Source organism: Thermanaerothrix daxensis (assembly GCF_001306145.1).
Taxonomy (GTDB): Bacteria; Chloroflexota; Anaerolineae; order Anaerolineales; family Anaerolineaceae; genus Thermanaerothrix; species Thermanaerothrix daxensis.
The window spans coordinates 986,445-1,009,337 of record NZ_LGKO01000002.1 but is presented as its reverse complement, the minus strand read 5'-3'; the positions used below and the strand labels follow the sequence as shown (position 1 = coordinate 1,009,337).

Annotated in this window: 18 protein-coding genes, 1 tRNA gene and 1 riboswitch; of the genes, 7 read left to right on the top strand and 12 right to left on the bottom strand. The window is 53.4% G+C overall.

The window, feature by feature from the left end; all coding sequences use genetic code 11:
• Position 1 precedes the first annotated feature (1 nt).
• The 4 genes from SE15_RS04975 to SE15_RS04960 are packed head-to-tail and all read right to left on the bottom strand — an operon-like array spanning position 2 to position 3,989.
• On the bottom strand, positions 2-520 hold the full coding sequence (locus SE15_RS04975; RefSeq protein WP_054520985.1) for a CopD family protein: 519 nt from the start codon (positions 518-520) through the stop codon (positions 2-4).
• The gene (locus SE15_RS04970) at positions 517-1,596 is read right to left on the bottom strand and encodes a hypothetical protein (protein WP_152965536.1); all 1,080 of its coding nucleotides are present in this window, start codon (positions 1,594-1,596) and stop codon (positions 517-519) included. The genes SE15_RS04975 and SE15_RS04970 overlap by 4 nt, the downstream gene beginning before the upstream one ends.
• 31 nt (positions 1,597-1,627) lie before the next feature.
• A complete protein-coding gene (gene murJ / locus SE15_RS04965; RefSeq protein WP_054520983.1) occupies positions 1,628-3,163 on the bottom strand; it encodes a murein biosynthesis integral membrane protein MurJ in 1,536 nt (511 codons plus the stop codon).
• Between the two features lie 10 nt (positions 3,164-3,173).
• Complete coding sequence (locus SE15_RS04960) at positions 3,174-3,989, bottom strand: ZIP family metal transporter (RefSeq protein ID WP_054520982.1); 816 nt, start codon at positions 3,987-3,989, stop codon at positions 3,174-3,176.
• A gap of 103 nt (positions 3,990-4,092) precedes the next feature.
• Between SE15_RS04960 and rsmI the strand changes: the two genes are divergently transcribed.
• Positions 4,093-4,779 carry a 16S rRNA (cytidine(1402)-2'-O)-methyltransferase gene (rsmI, locus tag SE15_RS04955; protein ID WP_054520981.1) on the top strand — a complete coding sequence of 229 codons (687 nt, stop codon included), beginning with the start codon at positions 4,093-4,095 and terminating at the stop codon, positions 4,777-4,779.
• A gap of 23 nt (positions 4,780-4,802) precedes the next feature.
• Here rsmI and SE15_RS04950 read toward each other — a convergent pair.
• Together SE15_RS04950 and SE15_RS04945 are read right to left on the bottom strand one after the other, a co-directional pair.
• Positions 4,803-4,875: transfer RNA gene (locus SE15_RS04950), tRNA-Glu, on the bottom strand.
• A 65-nt stretch (positions 4,876-4,940) separates the two neighbouring features.
• Complete coding sequence (locus SE15_RS04945; RefSeq protein WP_054520980.1) at positions 4,941-5,603, bottom strand: SOS response-associated peptidase; 663 nt, start codon at positions 5,601-5,603, stop codon at positions 4,941-4,943.
• A gap of 78 nt (positions 5,604-5,681) precedes the next feature.
• Between SE15_RS04945 and ftcD the strand changes: the two genes are divergently transcribed.
• From ftcD to SE15_RS04930, 3 genes are all read left to right on the top strand, one after another.
• Positions 5,682-7,232 carry a glutamate formimidoyltransferase gene (gene ftcD / locus SE15_RS14040; protein WP_083461703.1) on the top strand — a complete coding sequence of 517 codons (1,551 nt, stop codon included), beginning with the start codon at positions 5,682-5,684 and terminating at the stop codon, positions 7,230-7,232.
• A 67-nt stretch (positions 7,233-7,299) separates the two neighbouring features.
• Positions 7,300-7,854, top strand: a complete 555-nt coding sequence (dcd, locus tag SE15_RS04935; protein ID WP_054520979.1) for a dCTP deaminase — start codon at positions 7,300-7,302, stop codon at positions 7,852-7,854.
• Between the two features lie 246 nt (positions 7,855-8,100).
• A complete protein-coding gene (locus SE15_RS04930) occupies positions 8,101-10,236 on the top strand; it encodes a glycoside hydrolase family 36 protein (protein WP_152965535.1) in 2,136 nt (711 codons plus the stop codon).
• Positions 10,237-10,292: 56 nt separating this feature from the next.
• Here the strand turns inward: SE15_RS04930 and SE15_RS04925 are convergent, their stop codons facing one another.
• The 6 genes from SE15_RS04925 to metH all read right to left on the bottom strand — a co-directional run bounded on the left by SE15_RS04925 (position 10,293) and on the right by metH (position 19,499).
• Complete coding sequence (locus SE15_RS04925) at positions 10,293-11,261, bottom strand: DUF4349 domain-containing protein (RefSeq protein WP_054520977.1); 969 nt, start codon at positions 11,259-11,261, stop codon at positions 10,293-10,295.
• 73 nt (positions 11,262-11,334) lie between these two features.
• Complete coding sequence (locus tag SE15_RS04920) at positions 11,335-12,057, bottom strand: metallophosphoesterase family protein (protein ID WP_054520976.1); 723 nt, start codon at positions 12,055-12,057, stop codon at positions 11,335-11,337.
• A 30-nt stretch (positions 12,058-12,087) separates the two neighbouring features.
• Positions 12,088-13,302 (bottom strand): bifunctional phosphopantothenoylcysteine decarboxylase/phosphopantothenate--cysteine ligase CoaBC, encoded by a 1,215-nt coding sequence (gene coaBC / locus SE15_RS04915; RefSeq protein ID WP_054520975.1) that lies wholly within the window; start codon positions 13,300-13,302, stop codon positions 12,088-12,090.
• The gene (locus SE15_RS04910; protein WP_054520974.1) at positions 13,295-14,071 is read right to left on the bottom strand and encodes a type III pantothenate kinase; all 777 of its coding nucleotides are present in this window, start codon (positions 14,069-14,071) and stop codon (positions 13,295-13,297) included. Before SE15_RS04910 ends, coaBC begins: the two co-directional genes overlap by 8 nt.
• Positions 14,072-14,081: 10 nt before the next feature.
• Positions 14,082-15,953 carry a bifunctional homocysteine S-methyltransferase/methylenetetrahydrofolate reductase gene (locus tag SE15_RS04905; protein ID WP_054520973.1) on the bottom strand — a complete coding sequence of 624 codons (1,872 nt, stop codon included), beginning with the start codon at positions 15,951-15,953 and terminating at the stop codon, positions 14,082-14,084.
• A 6-nt stretch (positions 15,954-15,959) separates the two neighbouring features.
• Positions 15,960-19,499 carry a methionine synthase gene (gene metH, locus SE15_RS04900; protein ID WP_054520972.1) on the bottom strand — a complete coding sequence of 1,180 codons (3,540 nt, stop codon included), beginning with the start codon at positions 19,497-19,499 and terminating at the stop codon, positions 15,960-15,962.
• 63 nt (positions 19,500-19,562) lie between these two features.
• Positions 19,563-19,680, bottom strand: a riboswitch (SAM riboswitch).
• 116 nt (positions 19,681-19,796) lie between these two features.
• Here metH and SE15_RS04895 point away from each other — a divergent pair.
• From SE15_RS04895 to SE15_RS04885, 3 genes are read left to right on the top strand one after another with little or no spacing between them, the layout of a single operon-like run.
• Positions 19,797-20,213: a hypothetical protein gene (locus tag SE15_RS04895; RefSeq protein ID WP_054520971.1), complete on the top strand. Its 417-nt coding sequence runs from the start codon at positions 19,797-19,799 to the stop codon at positions 20,211-20,213.
• Positions 20,203-21,579 carry an L-seryl-tRNA(Sec) selenium transferase gene (selA, locus tag SE15_RS04890; protein ID WP_054520970.1) on the top strand — a complete coding sequence of 459 codons (1,377 nt, stop codon included), beginning with the start codon at positions 20,203-20,205 and terminating at the stop codon, positions 21,577-21,579. The genes SE15_RS04895 and selA overlap by 11 nt, the downstream gene beginning before the upstream one ends.
• 30 nt (positions 21,580-21,609) lie before the next feature.
• Positions 21,610-22,851 carry a M24 family metallopeptidase gene (locus SE15_RS04885; RefSeq protein ID WP_054520969.1) on the top strand — a complete coding sequence of 414 codons (1,242 nt, stop codon included), beginning with the start codon at positions 21,610-21,612 and terminating at the stop codon, positions 22,849-22,851.
• The last annotated feature ends 42 nt before the right edge of the window (positions 22,852-22,893 follow it).

Genomic DNA, 22,893 nt, shown 5'->3' with positions numbered 1-22,893 from the left:
ATCAGGATACCCGCGCCCAGGCCGTCAGCAACAGCACTACCACCGAAAGGCCCAGATTCAAACGCAAAAGCCAGGCTTGACGGCGCTGAAGCCTGGATCTGTGGGGCTCATCCACTGCAACACCCGCACTCAGCATGTAATTGATGCGCCGCAACTGCGGCATAATCCCCCACGTCATCCAGGCACTCACCAGAATCATTCCTCCAATCACACCATGCTTTAGCAAAATTGCCATTGCCCACGCATTATCAATTCTGAGAAAGCCCTGGTAAGCCGGATGCGCACTCATCTGAAAAAGCCCGGTACCCACTAAAACGGCCAAAGCCACCCAGCCAATTCCCTGCAAACGTTGTTGTAAACGCTCAAAGAAAACAAAATAGGTGTGCTCAGTTAGAGTGCTGCGAGCCAGGGGAACGACGATAAAGTTAGAAGCCGTCAATCCCCCAATCCAAATCACCGTAGCCAGCATGTGCAGCCAATAGGTAAGGGCAAGCAGCCAGCTAGGGACGAACGGGTTCATGGCGTCGGAGTATCCTCGGGCGTAGGCGTAAGGGTTTCTGATGGAATGGGCGTCATCTCGCTTCCAGGGGTTGGCGTTTCGGTCGGTGGGGCTTCGGAAGCCGGGGGATTAGCACACCATTCTCTCACAGCCTCAAGAGTAGGCTGAACCTGGGGATCAGGAGCGATGGAAAGAGCATTTTCGTAATGAAGCTGTGCTTCACAGTACTGCCCTTGCGCCGCCAATTGGTCCGCGTATTTGATCGAGGCGATTCGGAAGCGTTGGGTGGCTGTCATGCCAGAGCCGTCGCGCAGGTTGGGCAACGCCGGGTAAATCTGGGCAAAATAATTCACCACGCGCTGCCAATCCACCCCCCAAAAACTTGCCGCCGATAGGTACTGACGAGCCCAAATACGGTAATTCTGCGCGTCCACATCCAGAGGGGCAAACCGCTCGGCCAGGGTCAGGTTATAAATCCCCACCTCTAGCAGACCCTGCTCCAGGATGTTTTTAACCCCCAGATTTCGCAGGGCAAGGTAGTACATACCGTCCACGTCCACCGCCCGATAAGTCAGGTTTAACTTACGCAGTACCTCAATGGTATCAATGGCCAACTGCCAATCTTGATTCAAAAGGGCCTGCTGGATCTGTGCAAAGAGTTCTTCTTCTTTCCGGGTATCAGGGGTGGGCTGCGTAGTAGGGGAAGGAGTAACTGTTGGGGTTTGCTGGAGAGTAAGCCCCATCATGGCCTGCGCCAGGCCATCCATGCCCCCTGGGAAGTCGGGTTTGAGCGTCAGCACATACTCAAAACGCTTGCGCGCTGCATCGTAACGCCCAGCGGCTAAATCTACCAAACCCAGCTGATATTGGGTAGCGGCTACAATGGCCTTCTGATTTTCTTCCTCCACCAATCGGTCGCGCAGGCCGGCCTGATATCCCAGCCAACTGCCCAATAAACCAGAAATCAGGATTACTCCCACTGCTCCCAGAATAAGAAATTCCAGGCGTATCCTACGAGTTTTCGCTGTTGGTTCAGGGGCTTCCAACGTTTGATTTGAAGTCGAGATTAGAGCGTCATCATGGTTCGCCGGCATCATGCTCCCAATTATACCCAAGGTCGCGAGGGGTTTACAGACGGATTAATAACCGTATTTCCTGCCATATCCAGGGCAGGCTTAACATCCCCCCCAATCCCATTAATCCTCCTGCCATCAGGAGTGAATGCCCCCAGGGAATGCCTGATTGACCAAGCCAAATCACTCCCCCGCTTATTCCTGCTGCCAATCCGGCCCGTGCAAATACAGGCCATATCCGAAATCCTCGTTTTAAGGTCCGCGCGAGTAATAAAGCTAACAAAAGGGCTTCGGCAGAGAAAGATAGAGCATCCGCCAGGCTAATTCCCGGCGCCCCCAGCCAGCGGTAGAGTTGTGTGCCTGTCAGGACATAAAATCCTAAGGTCACTCCAGCCCCCAAGAGTGGAACCCAGGCGTTCTGCCGGGCATAGAAAGCCCTTACCATTACCTCCACAAGGCACTGTCCTAATAACCCCAAAAGATAAGCCTGGGAAACTCGCCACAGCAAGTCGGTACCTTCCACACCAAAACCGAATACCACCTCCAAAAACGGACGCATTCCCAAACCCAAGATGACAGTCAGGGGAAGGGTGAGAGCCACCAACACTTGCATCGCCCGCTGAATGCTTTCATGAAATGCATCACCTTGACTCCGTGCGATTTGCTCAGAAAGCGCCGGCAGGAGTGCCGTTCCCAGCGCAGTTCCAATCAATGTTTCCGGCACCTGGAAGATCATCCAACCATAAGTCAATGCAGTTACAGCCCCTGTCACCAATCGTGAGGCCAGATTGTCACGCACTATAAAAATCAATTGAATGCACAGTACGGTTAGCAAGCGTGGTCCCATCAGCCGCAGCACCTTGCGCACATCCGGCTGATGCAGCCCAAGACCAGCCTGCCACTGAAATCCATAACGAATCAGGCCGGGGACTTGAATGCCCAGGTGGAGAACTGCCCCAAGGATGACCCCGTATACCAATCCGTGCACCCCCAAGCCAAACGCGGGTAGAGTTATGCCTCCCAGGCTTACCCCCTGCTCGGGTGCCAGCACTACGGCCCCAAAAATTTGTCCCAAGTTGTAAAAAAGAGGCGCCATTGCCGGCAGAAGAAAATGCTGGTGGGCCTGCAAGGCAGCCATTACCAAACCGCTGAGTGAAAAGATTATTGTTGCTATCAGGTTAAGGCGCATGAGATCAACCACTAATTGTTGTTGCTCATGACCGAATCCCGGCGCAACCCCCAATTCCCAGGTTACCAGCGGTTGGGCAAAAATTCCCACCAGGATGCCAAGGATGCCCGTAACCAGGAAAGCCAGATTGGCCACGTGGCTAAAGAGTTGCCAGGTTGCCCGCTCCCCGCGCTGGGTCAGGCTTTCGGTTAACACCGGGATAAACGCCATGGCCAAGGCTCCCCCCGAGATAAGGGCAAAGAGTAAATCGGGCACATTGTTTGCCACGTTGAAGGCGTCCAGTGCATCCGAAAGACCAAACTGCCGCGCAATGATCACCTGACGGATAAACCCAACCCCCTTATCCAATGCAAAGAAAACCCCCACTAAAAGCGCATTTCGGGTTACCCGGGTTAAATGCATGGACGTCCTTCTACCCTAACGCCACGTCCAAGAACATCATTAGTGCAAAACCAAGCATAACCCCGATGGTTGCCACATCTGAATGGTTCCCAGAGTGGACTTCCGGAATCAGTTCTTCCACGCACACATAAATCATGGCTCCCGCAGCAAACGCCAGGGCATAGGGAAGTAGTGGTCGCACCAAAAAAACGGCCAGTGCCCCCAAAACCCCCGCCAGAGGTTCCACTACCCCAGAGAGTTGACCCAGAAAAAAACTTTTCCATTGGGAGATTCCTTCCCGGCGTAAAGGAGCCGAAACGGCCAATCCTTCTGGAAAGTTCTGCAATCCTATGCCTATGGCCAGCGCCACTGCACCTGCTAGAGTGGCTTCCTGTATTCCTGCCGCAGCCGCACCGAACGCCACTCCAACTGCTAACCCTTCGGGAAAATTGTGCAGGGTAATGGCCAATACCAGAAGCACACTGCGCTGCCAGGAGGTTTTCAAACCCTCCGCCGCATCGGGAGCCATTCCTACATGAAGATGAGGAAGCAGCCGATCCACCAGGAAGAGGAACACACCTCCCATCAGAAAACCGGAGACCGCTGGTAACCAGCCCGGCACCCCTATATCGCGAGACATCTCAATGGCCGGGCCTAGCAAAGAAAAGAAACTGGCCGCAATCATAACCCCAGAAGCAAACCCCAACATGCCATCCAGCATTCTGCGGCTCAATTCACGCTTTAAGAACACACCGGCTGCCCCCAGAGCCGTTACCCCCCAGGTGAACAAAGTTGCCAGCAAGGCTTGCAAGACCGGATTCATACCCTCTAAGACTGCCAGTGCCATGGTTATGCCCTCGCATTACCAATTATATGGTCACAAATGACGTCACCTAATATATCATGAATTGTCCGTCCTTTCCAACGATAGGATGGGTATAATCAAAGCGATGAAATCACCGGGCACACTCTATGTTGTGGCTACTCCACTGGGGCACCCCAAAGACATCACTCTACGCGCTATTGAGATTCTTACCCAGGTGGATGGGATCGTTTGTGAGGAAATCCGTCAGGCTAAACGATTGCTGCACCTCCTTAACCTTCCCGACAAGCCCCTTTACCCTCTTAATGAACATAACGAAATGCAACAGGCTCCATTTCTGGTGTCTTTACTACAAAATGGCCAACAGCTGGCCTTGATTTCAGACTGTGGAACTCCGGTCTTCTCAGATCCTGGTGCGCTTTTGATTCACCAGGCTGTGTCCATAGGGGCCACGGTCAAACCCATCCCAGGCCCCTCCTCGCTCATGGCGGCTTTGTCGGTGCTTGATACGCCCATTGAGCAGTTCGTATTTGGAGGATTTTTACCTCGAAAGCCAGAAGAGCGCCGGCAGGCTCTCCTAAAACTCAAAACCCTTGGCTTGCCAATCGTGCTCATGGACGCCCCTTACCGTCTAATGACGTTACTTCAAGAGGTGGAGCGCTTGTTTGGAAGTGAAATCCCCATTACCCTGGCACTTGATCTCACTCTGCCTCAGGAAACCATCCTGCGCGGTACTCTCCGCACTGTTATGAGTACATTAAAAACTAAGAAAGCAGAGTTTATACTTGTCATCCACCACTTTAAAGCAAAATAACCGCCCAACCGGCGATTATTTTGTGCCCCCAGGGGGATTCGAACCCCCGTTTTAGCCTTGAAAGGGCTGCGTCCTAGTCCCCTAGACGATGGGGGCAGTGCGCCCAAATTCTACCACAAAGGAGATCAACGGGTCAAGCCAATGAATGCCTTAAAATCCTGTCATACAGGCTGAATACAGATAGGAGCATCCAGCGTCGGATCGTTAACAGCGCGACTCACAGGAATCACCTCCATCTTTTCGGGCGGGTAGGGACGCAGGAAATTCATCAGGTGAGAAAGCGTATGGGCCTCCAGCCATTCCCAGCATTCCTCACGATCTAAAATGACAGGCATACGCTCGTGAATTTCCCCCACCAACGGGTTAGCAGGACAGGTAATGAGTGTGCATGAAAGTACCGTCTCACCTGTACTAGCACGCCAAACATCCCACAACCCGGCAAATGCAAACGGCGCTCCGTCCTTTAACCGAAAAAGAAAAGGCTGTGAAGGTGATTTTCCTCCAGTGCTCTGCCATTCATAAAATCCATCGGCTAGAACCAGGCAACGCCGGGAGGCGAAAGCAGAACGAAAAGTCGGTCTTACGGCCAATGTTTCTGCCCGCGCATTAATCAGGCGATTTCCAATGGTTGAATCCTTCGCCCATGAGGGAATTAAACCCCATCGCATCCATTCCCCCTTGCGATTTTCAACTTCTCGCACCCCTAACACAGGCTGTGTAGGAGCAATGTTATAGCGTGGCTGCCAACCGTTTGGGATTTCAACCAGACCAAATGCCAATGCCAGCTGTTCAGCATCCACCGTTAAAGTAAAACGACCGCACATTTTCCACCTTCCTTTCGCTAAGCCACTCGCCTAACGATGATTATAATATACGCAATCCCTGATTAGCTGAGGCAACCTATGTCCCAACCCCTGGTCGAGTGCATCCCCAATTTTTCCGAGGCTCGCCGTCCCGAAGTCGTTGAAGCTATCGTTCAGGCCATTCAATCGGTCCCGCACGTTTATATCCTGGATCGCCATTCGGATCATGACCACAATCGCACGGTCATCACCTTTGTAGGCCCCCCACAGGCCGTGGAAGAAGCCGCCTTTCGTGCTATTGCACGAGCCGCTGAATTGATTGACCTGAATCAACACACAGGAGCCCATCCCCGTATTGGTGCCACCGACGTCGTTCCCTTCGTCCCAATTCAAGACATCACCATGCAGGAATGCGTCGAAATGGCCCGCCGTTTGGGCAAGCGAGTGGGAGAAGAACTGCAAATCCCGGTTTATCTTTATGAGGAAGCCGCCACCCGCCCTGAACGAGTCAACCTGGAAAATATCCGTCGAGGCCAATACGAGGCGCTAAAAGAGGAGATCAAGACTAACCCCGAGCGTGAGCCCGACTTTGGTCCCCAACGGGTTGGTCCAGCAGGTGCAACTGTAATTGGCGCTCGCCATCCCCTAATCGCCTTCAACGTGTACCTAAACACCAGCGATACCTCCATCGCTCAAAAAATAGCCAAGGCCATTCGTTTTTCAAACGGTGGACTGCGCTACGTCAAAGCCATGGGTGTGCTGGTTGAGGGCAAGGCCCAGGTTTCGATGAACCTTACCAACTTTCGCCAAACCCCGATTTTTCGGGTGATGGAAATGATCCGACGCGAAAGTGAGCACTACGGGGTGACCGTGCATCACAGCGAAGTAGTGGGGCTCATCCCCCAGGAGGCCTTAAACGACTCGGCGATCTGGTACCTCCAATTGGATGGCTTTGAACCCACCCAAATTCTGGAAAATCGCCTGAGTGAGATCATGCGTTCTCGGGTTACCGAACCCCTCCCTCCCAGAGAAACCAGTTTTCTCGAGGCTTTAGCCTCCCCCACCCCAACCCCCGGTGGGGGTTCAGCCGCCGCATTTACGGGTGCAATGGCTGCTGCACTGGTAGCGATGGTAGCACGTCTGACCATCAGTAAGAAGAAATATGAATCCGTTAAATCTCAAATGTGGCAAATCCTGGAAGAAGCCGAAAAACTGCGCAGCGCTTTGTTGAGTGCCGTTGAGGAGGACGCACAAGCGTTTGAAGCCGTCATGGCTGCCTCTAAGCTTCCCAAAGATACCCCTGAACAAGAAATGATCCGACGGGAAGCCCTTCAAAACGCCTACCTCCATGCTGCGGAAGTGCCACTCAAGGTAGCCCAAACAACCCTTATGGTAATGTCTCTGGCTCAACAAACCGTTGCGCTAGGTAACCTGAATGCCATCACCGATGCCGCCTCAGCCGCTACGCTGGCCCATAGTGCCATCACCTGTGCGGGTTACAACGTGCGAATCAATATCAGCTCTCTGGAACCCTCCGTGGCTCAACCCTTGTTGGACCGGCTGAATACCACAGAACAGCAGGCCGAGCACTTATTTCAAGAGGTTCGCCTCTTGCTCCGCGAGCGTGGAGGTCTACAACTAAACACCTGAGTCTTCAAGTTAGAGAACACGGAGCCAATCCAGGCAAAAATCATTTCTGCTGAGAGGAGTCTCATTTATGGGTCTGAAACCGGATCATTGGATTCGCAAGATGGCGCTCGAGCACGGCATGATTGAGCCGTTTGTGGACCACCAGGTGCGCACGGGGGTCATCTCATATGGCTTATCTTCCTACGGATATGACATTCGTGTGGCCGACGAATTTAAGATCTTTACCAACGTATTTAGCGCTATGGTTGATCCTAAGGATTTCGATCCCAAGTCCATGGTGGATTTTAAGGGGGACGTGTGTGTGATACCACCCAACTCCTTTGCATTAGGGCGTACAGTGGAATATTTCCGTATCCCCCGCAATGTCTTGACCGTGTGCCTTGGTAAAAGCACCTATGCACGCTGTGGTATCATCGTCAACGTTACCCCTTTCGAACCTGAATGGGAAGGCTACGTTACACTGGAAATCTCTAACACAACCCCTCTCCCGGCTAAAATCTACGCCAATGAGGGAATCGCACAGGTGCTCTTCTTTGAGGCCGATGAGGTCTGCGAAGTGTCTTACGCCGACAAAAAAGGGAAATATCAGAAGCAAAGCGGGATCTACCTTCCCCGTTTGTAATTTGACCCAGGGAAATGGCCGATGGCGGGGTTTTACCCAGGACCTTTCAAATGGCAATTCTACCCTGTGGAGGGGCGCTTCTCCCTGCAAACTGAGGCCCCCTCTCAGGTCCAGTTAAACCATTTCTGCTTAGGCATCCACTTCCATTGCCGTGGAAAGCGCTACCACTGGAGGCCGGATCATTTTCAGCCTGTCAGAGCAATCTCCAGCGATTCCTCACTTCCAATTGAGAATGAAACAGTTGAAGTGCTGACCGCTTCACAATCTGAATCCGGACTGCGGGTCAACCTTACCCTGGCCAATGCCCATAATCACAGATGGGGGCTTTGGAAACTCAGCCTATACAACGAAGGCTCAGACCCGGTTTGGATCGCTCAAATTGATCTTTTGGATGGCAGTAATCCTGTTACCTCCCACCCCTTGGTGTTGGGTTCGTCGCCACTACCATTGAGGTTTTATCTCAATGGTTGGCAATCCTGGTCGTACACCGGCACATTGAACACCGAACAAAGTATGCCCCGCTCACGCCTGGGGCCTTTTCAGAATCCCATGGTGCTCAATGCGGGGACCCCAATATTTCACCGCCGAGGCCAATTTAGCAGTGACTTCTTCACCATGTTGCTAAATCCCTTCGAAAACGTGGGGCTGGTAGTCGGATTTCTCTCTCAGCAGCAACACTTTGGTAGTCTGGTTTTTTCAACGACTCCCCAACCCCATCTCCGGGTCTGGGCAAATGGAGACCACACTCGCTTGGCCCCCGGAAAGAGCATGGAAACTGACTGGTTGGCGGCCTATCCATTTGCCGCCACCGACTCTGAATTCCCATTGGAATCCTACCTGAAGGCTGTGGCAGCCGTTCATGGGATAGACGAATTCCCCCCCAGTCCTCGTGGATGGTGCTCATGGTATTACTACTACACGAATATCTCTGAGGAAGACATCCGCGAAAATCTACTCCGGGTTCAATCCTGGCGCTCTGAGGTCCCGCTGGACCTTGTGCAGATTGACGATGGCTTTGAGTCTCAGGTCGGAGATTGGTTGACCTTCAAATCCTCTTTCCCCCATGGAGTGGCCCCGCTTGCGCAAGAAATCAGAGAGGCAGGCTTGCAAGCCGGTTTGTGGCTGGCGCCTTTCATCGTTCACCCCCAATCTCAACTGGCCCGCCAGCATCCCGAATGGCTACTCCGCAAACCCTCCGGCCGCCCGGTCAATGCCGGTTTTGTCTGGAACACCTTTGCAACCGCGCTTGATCTTACCGTCCCGCAAGCCCTCGAATATGCGGCTCAGGTTGTCCACACGGCAGTTTATGACTGGGGATTCCCATACTTGAAATTGGATTTTCTCTACGCAGCAGCCCTTCCAGGCAGGTACCACCAGCCCACCCTGACGCGGGCACAGGTGCTACGTCGGGGAATGGAAACCTTACGGCAAGCCGCCGGAACTGAGACGTTTTTGCTGGGATGCGGCGCCCCTCTTGGGTCCGTCCTAGGGTTGGTTAACGCAATGCGTATCGGGGCCGATATCAGTGGTTCGTGGCAACCTGAATACCTGGGGCATCGGTGGTTTTTCAAGGGCGAGCCCCACATGCCCGCGGCGCATAACGCCATTCGCAACACGCTCACCCGAGCGCCTTTGCATCGCCGCTGGTGGATCAACGACCCCGATTGCTTGCTCCTTCGCCCCGACACACGACTGACTCTACCTGAGGTACAAACCCTGGCCAGTGTCATTGCCCTGAGTGGAGGGTCGCTGCTCCTATCCGATAATTTGACTACCTTGCCAATTGAGAGGATAAGGATCGCCCAGGTGCTGCTTCCATTAATCGAGGAACGCCCTGAGGTCCTAGACCTTCTCGAAACTGATCATCCGGCACACATCCGCCTGGATCTGACCGGGGCCATTGGAGAATGGCATCTCCTTGCTTTTATCAATTGGAGCGACGAAGCGGTTACGCCCCATCTCACCCGCTCACGCTACCGTTTACCTGCCTCCAAGCCCTATTTGCTACATGATTTCTGGACCGATCGTCATCATATATGGGAGGATGACACAACACTGGAACTTCCCCCCCTGGCCCCGCATGGCATCTCCCTACTCGCCGCATTTCCCCTTCCCGATGAACAGCCAGCCTGGGTTGGAAGTACCCTCCACATCAGTCAAGGGCTGGAAGCGCGAACCTGGCACATCGAAGAGACACATCTGACCTGTCGTCTGGATTTGCAACATGCCGCTACAGGCTCTGTATACCTGTATCTACCCGAATTCCCCCGGTCTGCCTGGTTGGAAGGAGAAACAATCCAGTGGAGCACCGTCTCCCCCAGCCTCTATCGCTTTCCGGTGTACCTCACTCAAGCCGCTACGCTCAATGTCGCCTGGAAATGAACCTTGCCCGACAAGCGGATTTGCCGGGCAAGGGGGATAAGGTCGCTTTGTTGAAATTATGAGGCCTCAGGTGGGGTGGTTTCAGTGTTAGTAGCAGTTCTGCGCCCCCGACGCCAGCGGCGGAACCCCATCCAGATCAGCCAGACGACGATGCCAATTGGCAACGCTACTGGCAAGCAGAATAGGACTAACCAAATCACCGCATTGGCTAGCGTCTGGTACGCGCGGATCAACGCCCGAATGGCATCCCTCGCCACCCCTTCAGGTTTCCAGGTCCCAATTGTTATTGGCGCAACCGCCTCCTTCGCCCGTAGGGTGACAGTAATAGCCGACATGGCCGCGGATTCTTGATAATACTTAATTTGCCCCTTTAGAACCTCAATCTGCTCATTAACCTGGCGCAACTCATTGTAAACCTGAAGGACCTCTTCGGGTTTCGTAGCCGTGTCCATGATCTTCTGCAGTTGCTCGGCTGCATCTTCCAAATTGCGCAACCGAGATTGCAAATCGGTGTATTCCTTCGTGACATCCTTGCCGTAAATGTTCTGAGAAAGGATATCCGTGGCTGGGTTTTCGACTAAGGCCCGAATACGAGAGAGGGCTTCTTCTAGCCGCTCAGCCGGTACACGAATCGTTATCGTTCCCTCCTGCACCTGGGTACCCTCGGGGGTTTGAGTTTGATACAGGCTGGAACTGACCACAAACCCCTTCATCTCATCCGCCAGACGAATAATGGCATCCATGGCCTGGCCAGGGTTGGCCACTACAATTGATAAATCGGCTGAACGGATGACCATGCGTTCCGTCTCGGTGGCGAGACTCTCCTGATAAACATTTGAGACACCTTGATAGGCCATCCTCTCCGCGGGTAATGGCGCCATGGTGGGCTGTGCCATTATGTCCTTGGGGTAAGCCTCTGTTCCCCCTGAGGTCGGCGAGATGCTTTTAGGCGCACAAGCCCCCAAAAATAGCGTACCCAATAGCACGATTCCCGCCAGGAATGGGCGTCCTTTTCTTTTTTGCATGGCATCTTCTCCTCTCTGGTAGGTTCTATCTTCTAGACGTTAGCGAACGCCCAAAGTTCCCCACCCATACAAATTAAACCCCCTCACTCAATCGGCGAGCATGATAAGTGGGCAGCCCAGCCTTTAAAATGCGCTCCTGAACAGCCTCAACCGGGTACACAACCCGATGAAATTCCCAGGTTCCCGCTTCTGGGTCGAAAATAGCATACGCAGCCCGGGGATCACGATCGCGCGGCTGCCCAACTGAACCGGGGTTGGCAATAACCGGGGTTTTCAAGGCTATTGTGTCGCCATCTTTGGGAATAACCCACTCAATCCATTCGCCATTGAAGTAAAAAACCACCGGGATGTGAGTATGCCCCACCAGACAATAGGAAGTATCAAAGTAGGCAAAGTTTGATGCCACTACGCTCAGGTCCAACATGTACTCCCACAGGGGATTGCGCGGACTACCATGGACCAAAGTGCTTGTGCCTACCTCAATACGCTCAGGTAGACCTTCCAGGAATTGACGCGTATCCTCTCGCAAGGCTTGTTGAGTCCAACGCACCGAGAGCGAAGCCTCGCGGTTGAAATAAGAAAGATCCAGACGTCCCAAAACTGCCGCATCGTGATTTCCCAACAAGCAGATCAGATTGGGTTGTTGTCGGATCAAATCCACACATTCGTTGGGGTCGGGGCCATAATCCACCAGGTCACCCAGGCACCAGACTGCATCTACAGTACCAGCGTCTTGCAAGACTGCTTCAAGAGCAGGGAGATTGGCATGAATGTCTGAGATTATCAGTATGCGCATCTAAAATAATCCCCAAACTCGCTATATTGATCAGATCAGCATCGTGATCAAATGCCCAATCACGGCTTCAGCCACTTTGTCTTTTTCCATCAGAGGCAAAGTTTCCATTCGCCCATCTGCGAACAATAAGGTAACTCGATTGGTATCCACCTCGAAACCAGCATCCTGTGCTGAGATGTCGTTTGCCACAATCATATCCAGCCGTTTGCGCTGCAGTTTACTCTGGGCATTAGCCAGCAAATCTTCGCTCTCTGCTGCAAAACCAATCACCCGGCGCGGGTAGCCCAGATGCGCCCGGCGCTCGGCAACTTCCACCAGGATGTCCGGGGTGGCTTCCAGTTCCAAAGAGGGGATCTCTCTTTCCTTTTTTATTTTTTGTGATTGAGCGACCCGGGGGCGGAAATCAGCAACTGCAGCAGCCATAATCAGGACATCCGCATCCTGAGTTTCCTGAAGTACGGCATCTAACATCTCAGCAGCAGTACGCACTTTGATCACCTTTGCTCCATATGGAGGAATAAGAGACGTGGGGGCCGTGATCAGAACCACATCTGCGCCCACATCTAGCGCAGCCTGGGCTAACGCGTATCCTTGTTTGCCCGAAGAGCGATTGGTAATCACCCGTACAGCATCAATGGGTTCCTGGGTGCCGCCCGCCGTGATGACCACCTTGCGCTTTGCCAAAGGTCCGTTTCGGCCTGATAGCCAGCGCACCGCTGCCAGCACTTCAGCCGCCTCAACCATCCGCCCTCGCCCCACCAAACCGGAGGCTAATCGCCCCTCTGCCGGGCCGACGAAGTACGCCCCTCGCTCTTCTAAAATTCTAACCGCTGCCTGCGTTGCCGGGTGCTGGAACATTCCCGCATCCATGGCCGGCGCTACCACCAGCGGGCATTGGGAAGCCAGCACGGTTAGCACCAGTAAATTATCGGCAATGCCATAAGCCAGTTTTGAAAGCGTGTTGGCCGTAGCAGGGGCAATCACAATCAAATCGGCACTGCGCCCCAGCCCCACATGAGTGACATGGCCTTCTCCACCCCACAAATCAGCGTCAGTATAAGCCTTCCGCCCAGTAAGCGATTGAAAAGTGAGGGGAGTAATGAAATGCTGGGCCCCTTCGGTAAGGACCACATCTACTTTAGCCCCCCACTGAGTCAGACGGGAAGCAACCTCTCCCGCTTTATACGCAGCAATGGAGCCAGTCACCCCCAGAACAATGCAACGATTGGTTACTGGATTACTCATGGCGAGGACGGTTTTTCTCCCAAAGAATTCGCAACCCCTCCAGGGTCAGCCAGGGAGCCAGATACTGGATCACAGAGGTATGGTGTGCTACCACTTCGGCCAACCCACCGGTTGCGATCACCTTCATTTCTGCATCCAACTCACGTCGAAAACGTTCCACCATCCCTTCTACCAGGGCCACGTACCCATACAATAGGCCCGCCTGGATCGCGTGAATGGTATTACGCCCGATCACTGAAGGTGGGGCTTGCAAGTCTACTCGCGGCAACTTCGCTGTACGCGCAAACAAGGCTTCCGCCGCAATGCCGATTCCGGGGGCAATGGCACCCCCCAGGTACTCGCCTGCTGCCGTAATCGCATCAAAAGTGGTAGCCGTTCCGAAGTCTACCACGCAAGCCGGTCCGCCATAGAGAGCACACACGGCAACTGCATCTGCAATACGATCGGCCCCAACTGCACGGGGGTCCTCATAGAGGATCTTGATCCCCGTCTCAATCGTATCATCCACCACCAAGATATTATCGCTAAGATAATTACGGCACGCCTGCAAAATACGTGGGGTCAGCGGAGGCACCACGGAGGCCACACAAATGCCATCCAGTTGGGCCGGCGAACACCCACCATGCTGCAAAAGCCCCAACATTTGAAGCCCATATTCATCTGGCATGCGCTCGTGATCGGTCGCCAGACGCCAACGCGCCCCCAGTTTGGAGCCTTCAAAAAGACCAATGGTCAGATTGGTATTCCCCACATCAATGGTTAAGAGCATGCCAAAAAAATCAACCGCCTTTCCGCACGTTCTCGATGATTTCGGCAGCGTAATCGTAACGGCTAAATGCCGGCATCAAGTAAATGCCCTGTGCGAAAGATTTCGCTGCCAGGGCTAATTCTATCGCAATTTCAATCCCTACACGAGCCGCTTTTTCGCCCCCTGCCGCAATGCGCTGGCGGACTGCAGGGGGAATGGTAATTCCTGGCACCTCATGGTGCAGAAAGGCAGCATGTCGTTCACTAACCAGGGGAAGAATGCCCACCAGAACCGGAACATTAAGCCCCCCAAGCGCTTCATGAACGCGATCCAGGAAGGCACGCGCTGTCACCGGGTCAAAAACGGGTTGCGTCATGACAAAATCTGCGCCGGCTCGTAATTTTCGTCGCAGATTCTTAATTTCATTCTCCGGATCAGGTGAATTAAGGTTGAGTGCACAACCCACAAAAAATGAAGTGGGCTGTCCAATATCCATTCCGGCATGATCCACACCGGTGTTGAACCCTTGCTTGATGAGTTTGATTAACCCCGATGGCACCAGATCATAATTATCCATTGCATTGGGATAATCCCCAATCGCCGTAGGATCTCCCATGACTACAAACACATTACGCACACCAAGCGCATGAGCCGCCAGAAGATCCCCTTGAACACGTAGCAGATTCCGTCCTCGCGTCGGAAAGTGAAGCACCGTCTCCACACCCACCTCTTCCTGAATGAGACGACAAACCGCCCAAGGGCTCATTCGCATGCGTGCCATGGGACTATCGGCAACATTGATGACATCCACCCCCGCCTCTTTCAGAAGGTGCACACCTGCCAGTAACTTTTGGGTTGAAAGGCCGCGCGGCGGATCCACCTCAGCCGCAATGACAAACCTTCCCTCTGCCAAGCGCTGGGCCAGCGCCGTTGGTTGCTGTGTTCCTGCGATCCCCTCTTCCCGTTCCACCAGGGTAATGCTTAGCCCATTTTCGTATTGGGCCAGATCAGTATCCTGGAGTTTCCGGTGCATGGCTGCAATGTGTTCGGGAGTAGTTCCACAACACCCCCCCACAACGAGGGCGCCCGCTTTCCAAAACGCCACTGCGTAATCCCCAAAGTAATCGGGGGCAGCAGGGTACATAATACGGTCGCCCATGCGTTCTGGCCACCCCGCATTTGGCTTGACCCAATAGCGTCCCTCTGGTACAGCAGCCCGCATCTGTTTAAGAATGCGCAATAACTGATTGGGCCCCCCAGAGCAGTTAATCCCGATGAGATCTGCTCCCATCTCAAAAATGCTTCGCGCCACTCTAACAGGATCATCTCCCAGAAGCGTTCGGTCATCCCGGGTAAAAGTTACGGAAGCCACGACGGGTAAATCAGGGTCCACCTCCCTGGCGGCCAGTACTGCCTCACGGACCTCATAAAGGTCGGCCATTGTTTCAATGACCAGTAAATCCACTCCCTTCGCAACCAGGGCTTCAATTTGTTCACGAAATGCGGCTCGCGCCTGCTCCGGCTGCACGCGACCGAAAGGCGCCAGGCGCACACCCAATGGACCTACGTCACCCGCAACCAGCGCCCCATTCGGAGATGCAGCCACTGCTTGACGAGCCACCTCAACGGCCATTTGGTTGAGCACTCTCACTTGATCTTCGAGGCCATGTTGCATCAGTTTAAACCGATTCGCCCCAAAAGTGTTGGTCAGGATAATCTGTGCCCCTGCATCCAAATACTCGCGGTGAATATCCATTACCAGATTTGGCTTTTGCAGATTCAGCAGATCGAAACATTCTTCAAACTTCACCCCTCGTTGATTAAGCAAGGTACCCATCGCCCCATCGGCTACCACGGGGCGGTCCTGAGAAGCAAGCCAGGTTAAAAAGGCCTCTCGTTTCATCCTGCCCTATCCTTCTTTTGCCCGCATTAACTGCTCAATGCGGCTCTCACCAATATTGAAATATTTGGCCAGGGGATGATGGACAATAATCGCTGCGGTAGATTGCTCGGGCACTAGCTGAAAAGCAGAGGTCAGGCTCATCCCCAATTCCGTCTCAGCGGGAAGCAGATCGAAAACTTTCCGATGATCAGCCAAATCCGGAATGGCGGGGTATCCCCAAGAATACCGCTTGCCCTGATCGGGGGCCAGCCCCAGTTCCCGACGAATGTGGCGATGAAGGTACTCAGCGGCTGCTTCCGCCATTTGTACTGCCAGCCCATGGGTGAAATAGGCCTCGGTGTATAATCCCTGAGCCTGAAGGCGTTCCACCCGTTCGCTGGCCGCTTGTCCAACCGTCACAACCTGGAAAGCCACCACATCCATTAGCCCCGAATCCACCGGGGCGAAGTAGTCGGCTAAGCAGAGAAATTCGCTCCCGTTCTGGCGCGGGAAGGTGAAACGCATAATTTCCACTGGCGAACCTGCCTGCACGCTGGCCGGATCGTAAATGATGAGATCATCTCCCTCAGATTGGGCTGGCCAATACCCATAAATTCCTTGCGGCCTGAGCCAGCCTTCCCGGAGGGCTTCCCGCCGCATGGCATCCAGACGGGCCTCATAGTCCGCCTGAAGCCGTTCCCAGGCTTCCCCATGGGTGTTTTTGGCCCCCCAAGAGAGACGAAACAGTTCATTCTTGGCCAGGCACTGAAAGACGCTTTCCAAAGGCATTTGCCTGACGACATGAATCCCCCAGACAGGTGGCCGAGGAATGCGTTCGGCCAACGGGACGCTGGAACGACGACCTGAGGAACTGGGAAGTTGCGACGCCTGCCGCCCTAGTTCCATCTCCGCTTCGGCCCGAATACGGGCTAGCAAGCGTTGTCGCGCTTCGGGGTCCATGAGCGCATCCATGGTCTCCAACCCCTCAAACGCGTCTTTGCAGTAGAAAACCCCCGGCTCGTAGAATTCACCGCTTTCTGTGAGCAAAATCCGCCGCCCAAAGCGGGGGTTAATTGCCGCACCACCAATCAGCACCGGGAATTTAAACCCCCGTCGGTGCAGTTCATTGACAATAAGGGGCATCTGTCGGCTGGTTGAGACCAGCAAAGCACTCAGGCCAATCGCATCAGCCTGGACCTCCACAGCCTTAGAAATGATGGTTTCGGCTGGCACTTGCTTACCCAGATCAATAACCTCGTAACCATTGTTGGAGAGAATGGTTTTGACCAGGTTTTTCCCAATATCATGCACATCACCATATACCGTTGCTAGCACCAGACGCCCTTTACTTACCCCCTCCTTGCGTTCTAAATAGTTTTCAAGATGGCTTACTGCCTTTTTCATCACCTCAGCCGACTGCAATACAAAAGGCAAAATCAACTCACCAGCACCGAATTTATCGCCGACCTCCTTCATAGCCGGTAAAAGAACCGTATTGAGAATCTCAATTGCCGCTTCGTGTTGGGATCGCAGCGAATCACGGTGAATGATTTCATCAATATCCTCTTCAACCCCTTCCTTTTGCCGATGCAGGACGCGCCAGTGCAAACGCTCCTCCGCGGATTTTGCACTCAAGGCGCTCTGCTCACTCTCTCGCTTTCCCGATTCCTCCCCCGAGGCGCTCTCCATATAAGCAATAAAACGCTGCAATGCTTCGGGGTGGCGATTGAAAACCACATCCTCGGCCAGGCGGCGCTCCTCCTCAGGAATTTCAGCATAGGGTTTGATGTGAGCCGGATTGACAATTGCCATATCCAGGCCGGCTTGTACAGCGTGATAAAGCATTACGCTGTTGAGAACGGCACGGGCTCGTGGGGCCAAGCCAAACGAGACATTGCTAATCCCCAGCGAAGTGAGCACACCCGGCAATTCGGCTTTTATCAGACGAATGCCCTCAAGTGTTTCAATTGCTGAGCGAGCAAATTCCGGATCCCCGGTAGCCAGAGTGAACGTCAATGCGTCAAATACCAGGTCTTGAGGACGAAGACCGTGCTCTTCAACCGCAATTTGATAAATTCGCTTTGCCACGGCCAGCTTGGCTTCTGCGGTTTTGGCCATGCCATTCTCATCAATGGTCAAGACGATTACGGCCGCGTTGTAACGTTTAGCCAGTTCGAAGACGCGGTCTGCTTTTGCCTGTCCGCCCTCCAGGTGGGTGGAATTGAGCATGCACCGCCCCGGCGCCGTTTTTAGCGCCACTTCCATCACCTCAGGCTCAGTGGTATCAATGACCAGAGGCACCCGCACCAGTGGAGCCAGGCGTTTGATGACCTTCCGCATCGTCTCTACTTCATCACCCCGTTCGGTTAATGCTACACAGATATCAAGCGCATGAGCACCGCTATTAATCTGCTGACGCGCCAGGGTGAGAATTTCATCGTAGCGCTCTTCAAGAATCAATTGCTTGAATTTCTGACTCCCTTGTGTATTCAAACGCTCGCCGATGAGGAAAGGCTTGGGTTCCTGAAGCATCGGCATTGCCTGGATCGCCGATGCCAACTGAGGGAAGTTGAGAATTGGGCGTGGCGGTGCAGGACGCCTCCCCAGGCGTTCAACCAGGCGCTTGAGGTGAGAGGGAGTTGTACCACAGCATCCCCCCACCACGTTAATGTGGTACTTTTCAACAAACTCCACCAGTTCATCCGCAAAGTGCTCCGGCTCCAGGGGGTAAACCGCCTGCCCGTCTACATTGAGGGGTAATCCCGCGTTGGGAATGCACGAGACCGGTAGGCTGGCGTGTTCTCCCAGGTAACGAATGGGTTCCCGCATGTAATCTGGTCCGGTAGAACAATTCAGGCCAATCACATCTATCGCCAGACCTTCCAGGATCGCTAGAACAGCCGAAATATCCGTACCCAGCAACATGCGTCCAGTGGTATCCAGGGTCACCTGAGCCTGAATCGGGAGGTAAATCCCTGTTTCTTCAAAGGCTTTCTGAATCCCGAGAATGGCTGCCTTGACTTCCAGAATATCTTGTGAAGTCTCAATTAGTAGAACATCCACCCCCCCCTGAATCAACCCCACCGCCTGTTCGCGAAACACATCCACAAGTTCATCAAAACTAACATTCGAGAGTTCAGGGTCATCCATAGACGGCAATTTGCCGGTTGGCCCCATCGAACCCGCGACAAAACGCGGATGAGCCGTTGTGCTGTATTCATCCGCCAGCCGTCGAGCCAACGCCGCAGCCCGACGATTGATCTCAATGACTTTATCCTGAAGTCCGTATTCGCTGAGCGTAATTCGGTTAGAACGAAACGTGCAGGTTTCAATCACATCCACACCCACTTCCAGAAACGAGCGGTGGACTTGCTCTATAGCTTGGGGGTAGGTAATCACCAGGTAATCATTACAACCAACGTATCGTTCTCCGCCAAAGTGGGCAGGGGTCAGGTTCATCTTTTGCAAGTTAGTGCCCATTGCCCCATCGTAAATGAGCACCCTTTCACTCAAGGCATCCAGATAGCGCCGATTGGTATATTGACGGTGTTTTTTTAAGTTCTGCATAGGCTCCTCGCGCTAATAAAAAAACCTCTCTGGATTGGAGAGGCCTCTATGGCAATTTACGGGCTCTCATCTTCCAGAGTTGCCGCTTTCCCGCGGGCTCTGCCGGAATTGGCACCTGCTGGGTTACTCAGCGGTTGCCGAGGCTTCATCGGGCCGGTCCCTCCACCTCTCTGGATGAGCGCCAGAGAACGGCTCTGGCTATTCAGTTGTTGGAGCAAATTCTACTACAAAACTCTCCATTTGCAAGGCTAAATTCGCACGGATAAGTGCGATATAATCTTGAAAGGAGGTCAAGAGGTGACTCGCAACGAACATTTTCCTCCCTTCTCCTCGTTCTTTATCCCATTTGTTTTATTTACCGGCCTGGGGCTGGGTGGTCTGGCTTTATTGATCACCCAAACCCTCCCCACGCTGTTCCCGCGCTGGCTCTTTTTCTTCCTGGGCACTTTGGGCATTACCGGGTTGGCATTACCTGCAGTATATTTCTTAAACTGGCGCTTTTCTTCCCAAATCCCACCCTCAACCGGGACCATTCTGCGCGAAGCCTTATGGGCTGGCATCCTCTTTGATCTATTAGCCTGGTTGCAGTTGGAGCGAGTTTTGAGCCTGACGCTTGGTATGCTTTTATGTTTGGGAATCCTAATCCTTGAACTCTCGTTACGTCTGATCGAACGCGCTCAATGGCGCCCTCATAACACCCCTCATGAATCCTGATTTGCGCCAGATTCCATCTGTTGATCAACTTCTTCGCCTTCCAGCGGCCACCGCGCTCATCGAATCCTTTGGCCGCCCTATGACCCTGAAAGCTCTACGAGAAACCCTGAGCACATTGCGTGCCAGGCTCGTGCAGGGACAAGAGATTGAGGTTACCCCTGAGCTCATTTTTACACACTCTCAGAGCCTGCTGAACGCCTGGTTTGCCCTTTCCCTCAAGCCAGTGATCAATGCGACAGGAGTTATTCTACATACCAATCTGGGACGTGCCCCACTGAGTCAAAGCGCACTTCAGGCAATTTTCGAAACCGCCCAAGGTTATTGCAACTTGGAATACGATCTCGACGAGGGACGGCGAGGCACTCGCAGTCACCATGCCGCCCAATTGCTAACCCAACTAACCGATGCCGAAGACGCTTTGGTCGTCAACAATAATGCTGCTGCGGTATTACTGGTTCTCAGTTCCTTAGCCGCACGACGTAATGTCCTCATTGCTCGCTCACAACTCATTGAAATTGGGGGCGGTTTTCGCATCCCCGAGGTACTGCTCCAATCCAGGGCACGCTTGCTCGAGGTGGGCACCACCAATCGCACTCGTATTGAGGATTACGAGAACGCGCTGCGTGATTCTGGAGCCGCCGTGATCTTACACGCTCACCATTCTAATTTCCGCATTATTGGTTTCACCGAAGAACCTCCTCTCCCTGCACTGGCAGAACTGGCCCATCGCTACCAGATTCCACTGGTGGATGACATAGGTTCGGGTGCCCTCATTGATACGGCTCAATTTTGTTTGGCTCATGAACCAATTGTGCAGGAATCCCTATCGGCAGGCGCCGATCTGGTATGCTTTTCCGGCGACAAACTTCTAGGAGGGCCTCAGGCTGGGATCATTGTCGGTAAAAAGGATCTACTTGAAAAAATCAAACGACACCCGCTTGCCCGTGCCCTACGTGCGGATAAGATCACCCTGGCTGCCCTTTCTGCTACGTTGATACACTATTTGAGGGGCGATTGGGAGCATGCAATCCCCATCTGGCAGATGATTTCCCAATCTAGCGAGGTCCTGAAAGAAAGAGCAGAGCACTGGCAAGCCGAGCTTGATGCAGGCTTCGTGACCCCTGGGTACTCAACTGTTGGCGGGGGCAGTCTGCCAGGCGAAACATTGCCCACCCACCTGCTCAGCCTCCCAGTAAAATCCCCCACCCGAGTGCTGAAATGGCTACGTAACCGTCCACTTCCCATCATAGCCCGAATCGAGAACGACCAGGTTGTGTTTGACCCCCGCACCGTGCTGTTAGATCAAGAAAAAACCCTCCTGGATGAATTGCGCCAACTCATTAGCCAGGAAAATATCCTGAAGTAAATCCACATTCCACATACCTTGGAGAGCACCATGAAAAAAGACCTGGACCATCTGATGCACACTCACGATGTAGATGCCCTGTGGATTATGGGGCCTACCACCCACAATCCTGCTATGCGCTACTTCTGTGGTGGCGCATCTCTCACCGGAGCCGATCTTTTCAAGCGCCGCGATCAACCGCCCGTTTTATTCTACCGGGCTATGGAGCGCGACGAGGCCGCCAAAACCGGGCTAATGACGCGCTGTTATGACGAGTATCCTTTCAAGATATTTTATGAACAGGCTAATGGAGATATCTCGCACGCCACGGCCCTGCGCTTCCGGAAGATTCTGGAAGATTTGGATCTCGGACACAGCCGTATTGCCCTTTATGGCAAGATTGAATTCGGACCGCAGTTTGACCTGGTCAAGCAACTGCAAACATTAATGCCAGAAGTGGATTTTATTGGTTTCGCAGATGACCCCATACTTCTAACCGCGATGATGACCAAGGATGAAGACGAGATTGAACGAATTCGACAAATGGGACGAATCACCACCTGGGTTGTTGCTCAAACAGCCGACTTCCTGAGTCAGCATCGAGCCAAGGATGGGATTTTAGTTAAAGCAGATGGCAAACCACTTACCATTGGCGAGGTCAAGCGAAAGATCAACTTATGGCTGGCCGAACAGGGAGCGGAAAACTCTGAGGGAACCATCTTTGCCATTGGACGTGATGCCGCAGTCCCCCATAGTACGGGGAACCCCAACGACGTCCTACGCTTGGGGGAAACCATCGTTTTCGATATCTTTCCCCATGAATCCGGAGGAGGGTATTTCTACGATTTTACACGCACCTGGTGCTTGGGATTTGCCACAGACGAAGCCCTTCACCTATACGAACAAGTGCTCTCCGTGTATCACCAAATTGTGCGAGAACTGACTCCCAACCGGTTTTTCAAGGTTTATCATGACCGCACCTGCGAGTTATTCGAAGCCATGGGACACCCCACTGTACGCACGAATCCCGCTACCCAAGAGGGATATGTCCACAGCCTGGGACATGGATTGGGACTGCATGTTCATGAATATCCGGTTAGCGGAGCCTATTCCAATGAATCGCGAGATATCCTTGCACCCGGCACGGTTTTCACCATTGAGCCGGGGCTATACTACCCCGAAAAAGGGGTGGGAGTACGCTTGGAGGATACCTACGCGGTGCTCCATGATGGGCAGATTACCCGCCTTGCCGATTACCCGCTTGACCTCGTGATTCCCGTTCGGAAAAGATAGCAACGAAAGAGGGGGCGCTCGCAGGATATCCCTGTCAAGGCC

Excerpts from the sequence above, each read along its gene's own strand:
- murJ (WP_054520983.1), bottom strand. The coding sequence starts at position 3,163 with ATGCATTTAACCCGGGTAACCCGAAATGCGCTTTTAGTGGGGGTTTTC.
- metH (WP_054520972.1), bottom strand. The coding sequence starts at position 19,499 with ATGCAGAACTTAAAAAAACACCGTCAATATACCAATCGGCGCTATCTG.
- SE15_RS04920 (WP_054520976.1), bottom strand. The coding sequence starts at position 12,057 with ATGCGCATACTGATAATCTCAGACATTCATGCCAATCTCCCTGCTCTT.
- ftcD (WP_083461703.1), top strand. The coding sequence starts at position 5,682 with ATGTCCCAACCCCTGGTCGAGTGCATCCCCAATTTTTCCGAGGCTCGC.
- SE15_RS04905 (WP_054520973.1), bottom strand. The coding sequence starts at position 15,953 with ATGAAACGAGAGGCCTTTTTAACCTGGCTTGCTTCTCAGGACCGCCCC.
- dcd (WP_054520979.1), top strand. The coding sequence starts at position 7,300 with ATGGGTCTGAAACCGGATCATTGGATTCGCAAGATGGCGCTCGAGCAC.
- SE15_RS04960 (WP_054520982.1), bottom strand. The coding sequence starts at position 3,989 with ATGGCACTGGCAGTCTTAGAGGGTATGAATCCGGTCTTGCAAGCCTTG.
- selA (WP_054520970.1), top strand. The coding sequence starts at position 20,203 with ATGAATCCTGATTTGCGCCAGATTCCATCTGTTGATCAACTTCTTCGC.
- SE15_RS04885 (WP_054520969.1), top strand. The coding sequence starts at position 21,610 with ATGAAAAAAGACCTGGACCATCTGATGCACACTCACGATGTAGATGCC.
- coaBC (WP_054520975.1), bottom strand. The coding sequence starts at position 13,302 with ATGAGTAATCCAGTAACCAATCGTTGCATTGTTCTGGGGGTGACTGGC.
- SE15_RS04970 (WP_152965536.1), bottom strand. The coding sequence starts at position 1,596 with ATGATGCCGGCGAACCATGATGACGCTCTAATCTCGACTTCAAATCAA.
- SE15_RS04925 (WP_054520977.1), bottom strand. The coding sequence starts at position 11,261 with ATGCAAAAAAGAAAAGGACGCCCATTCCTGGCGGGAATCGTGCTATTG.
- SE15_RS04945 (WP_054520980.1), bottom strand. The coding sequence starts at position 5,603 with ATGTGCGGTCGTTTTACTTTAACGGTGGATGCTGAACAGCTGGCATTG.
- rsmI (WP_054520981.1), top strand. The coding sequence starts at position 4,093 with ATGAAATCACCGGGCACACTCTATGTTGTGGCTACTCCACTGGGGCAC.
- SE15_RS04975 (WP_054520985.1), bottom strand. The coding sequence starts at position 520 with ATGAACCCGTTCGTCCCTAGCTGGCTGCTTGCCCTTACCTATTGGCTG.
- SE15_RS04910 (WP_054520974.1), bottom strand. The coding sequence starts at position 14,071 with ATGCTCTTAACCATTGATGTGGGGAATACCAATCTGACCATTGGTCTT.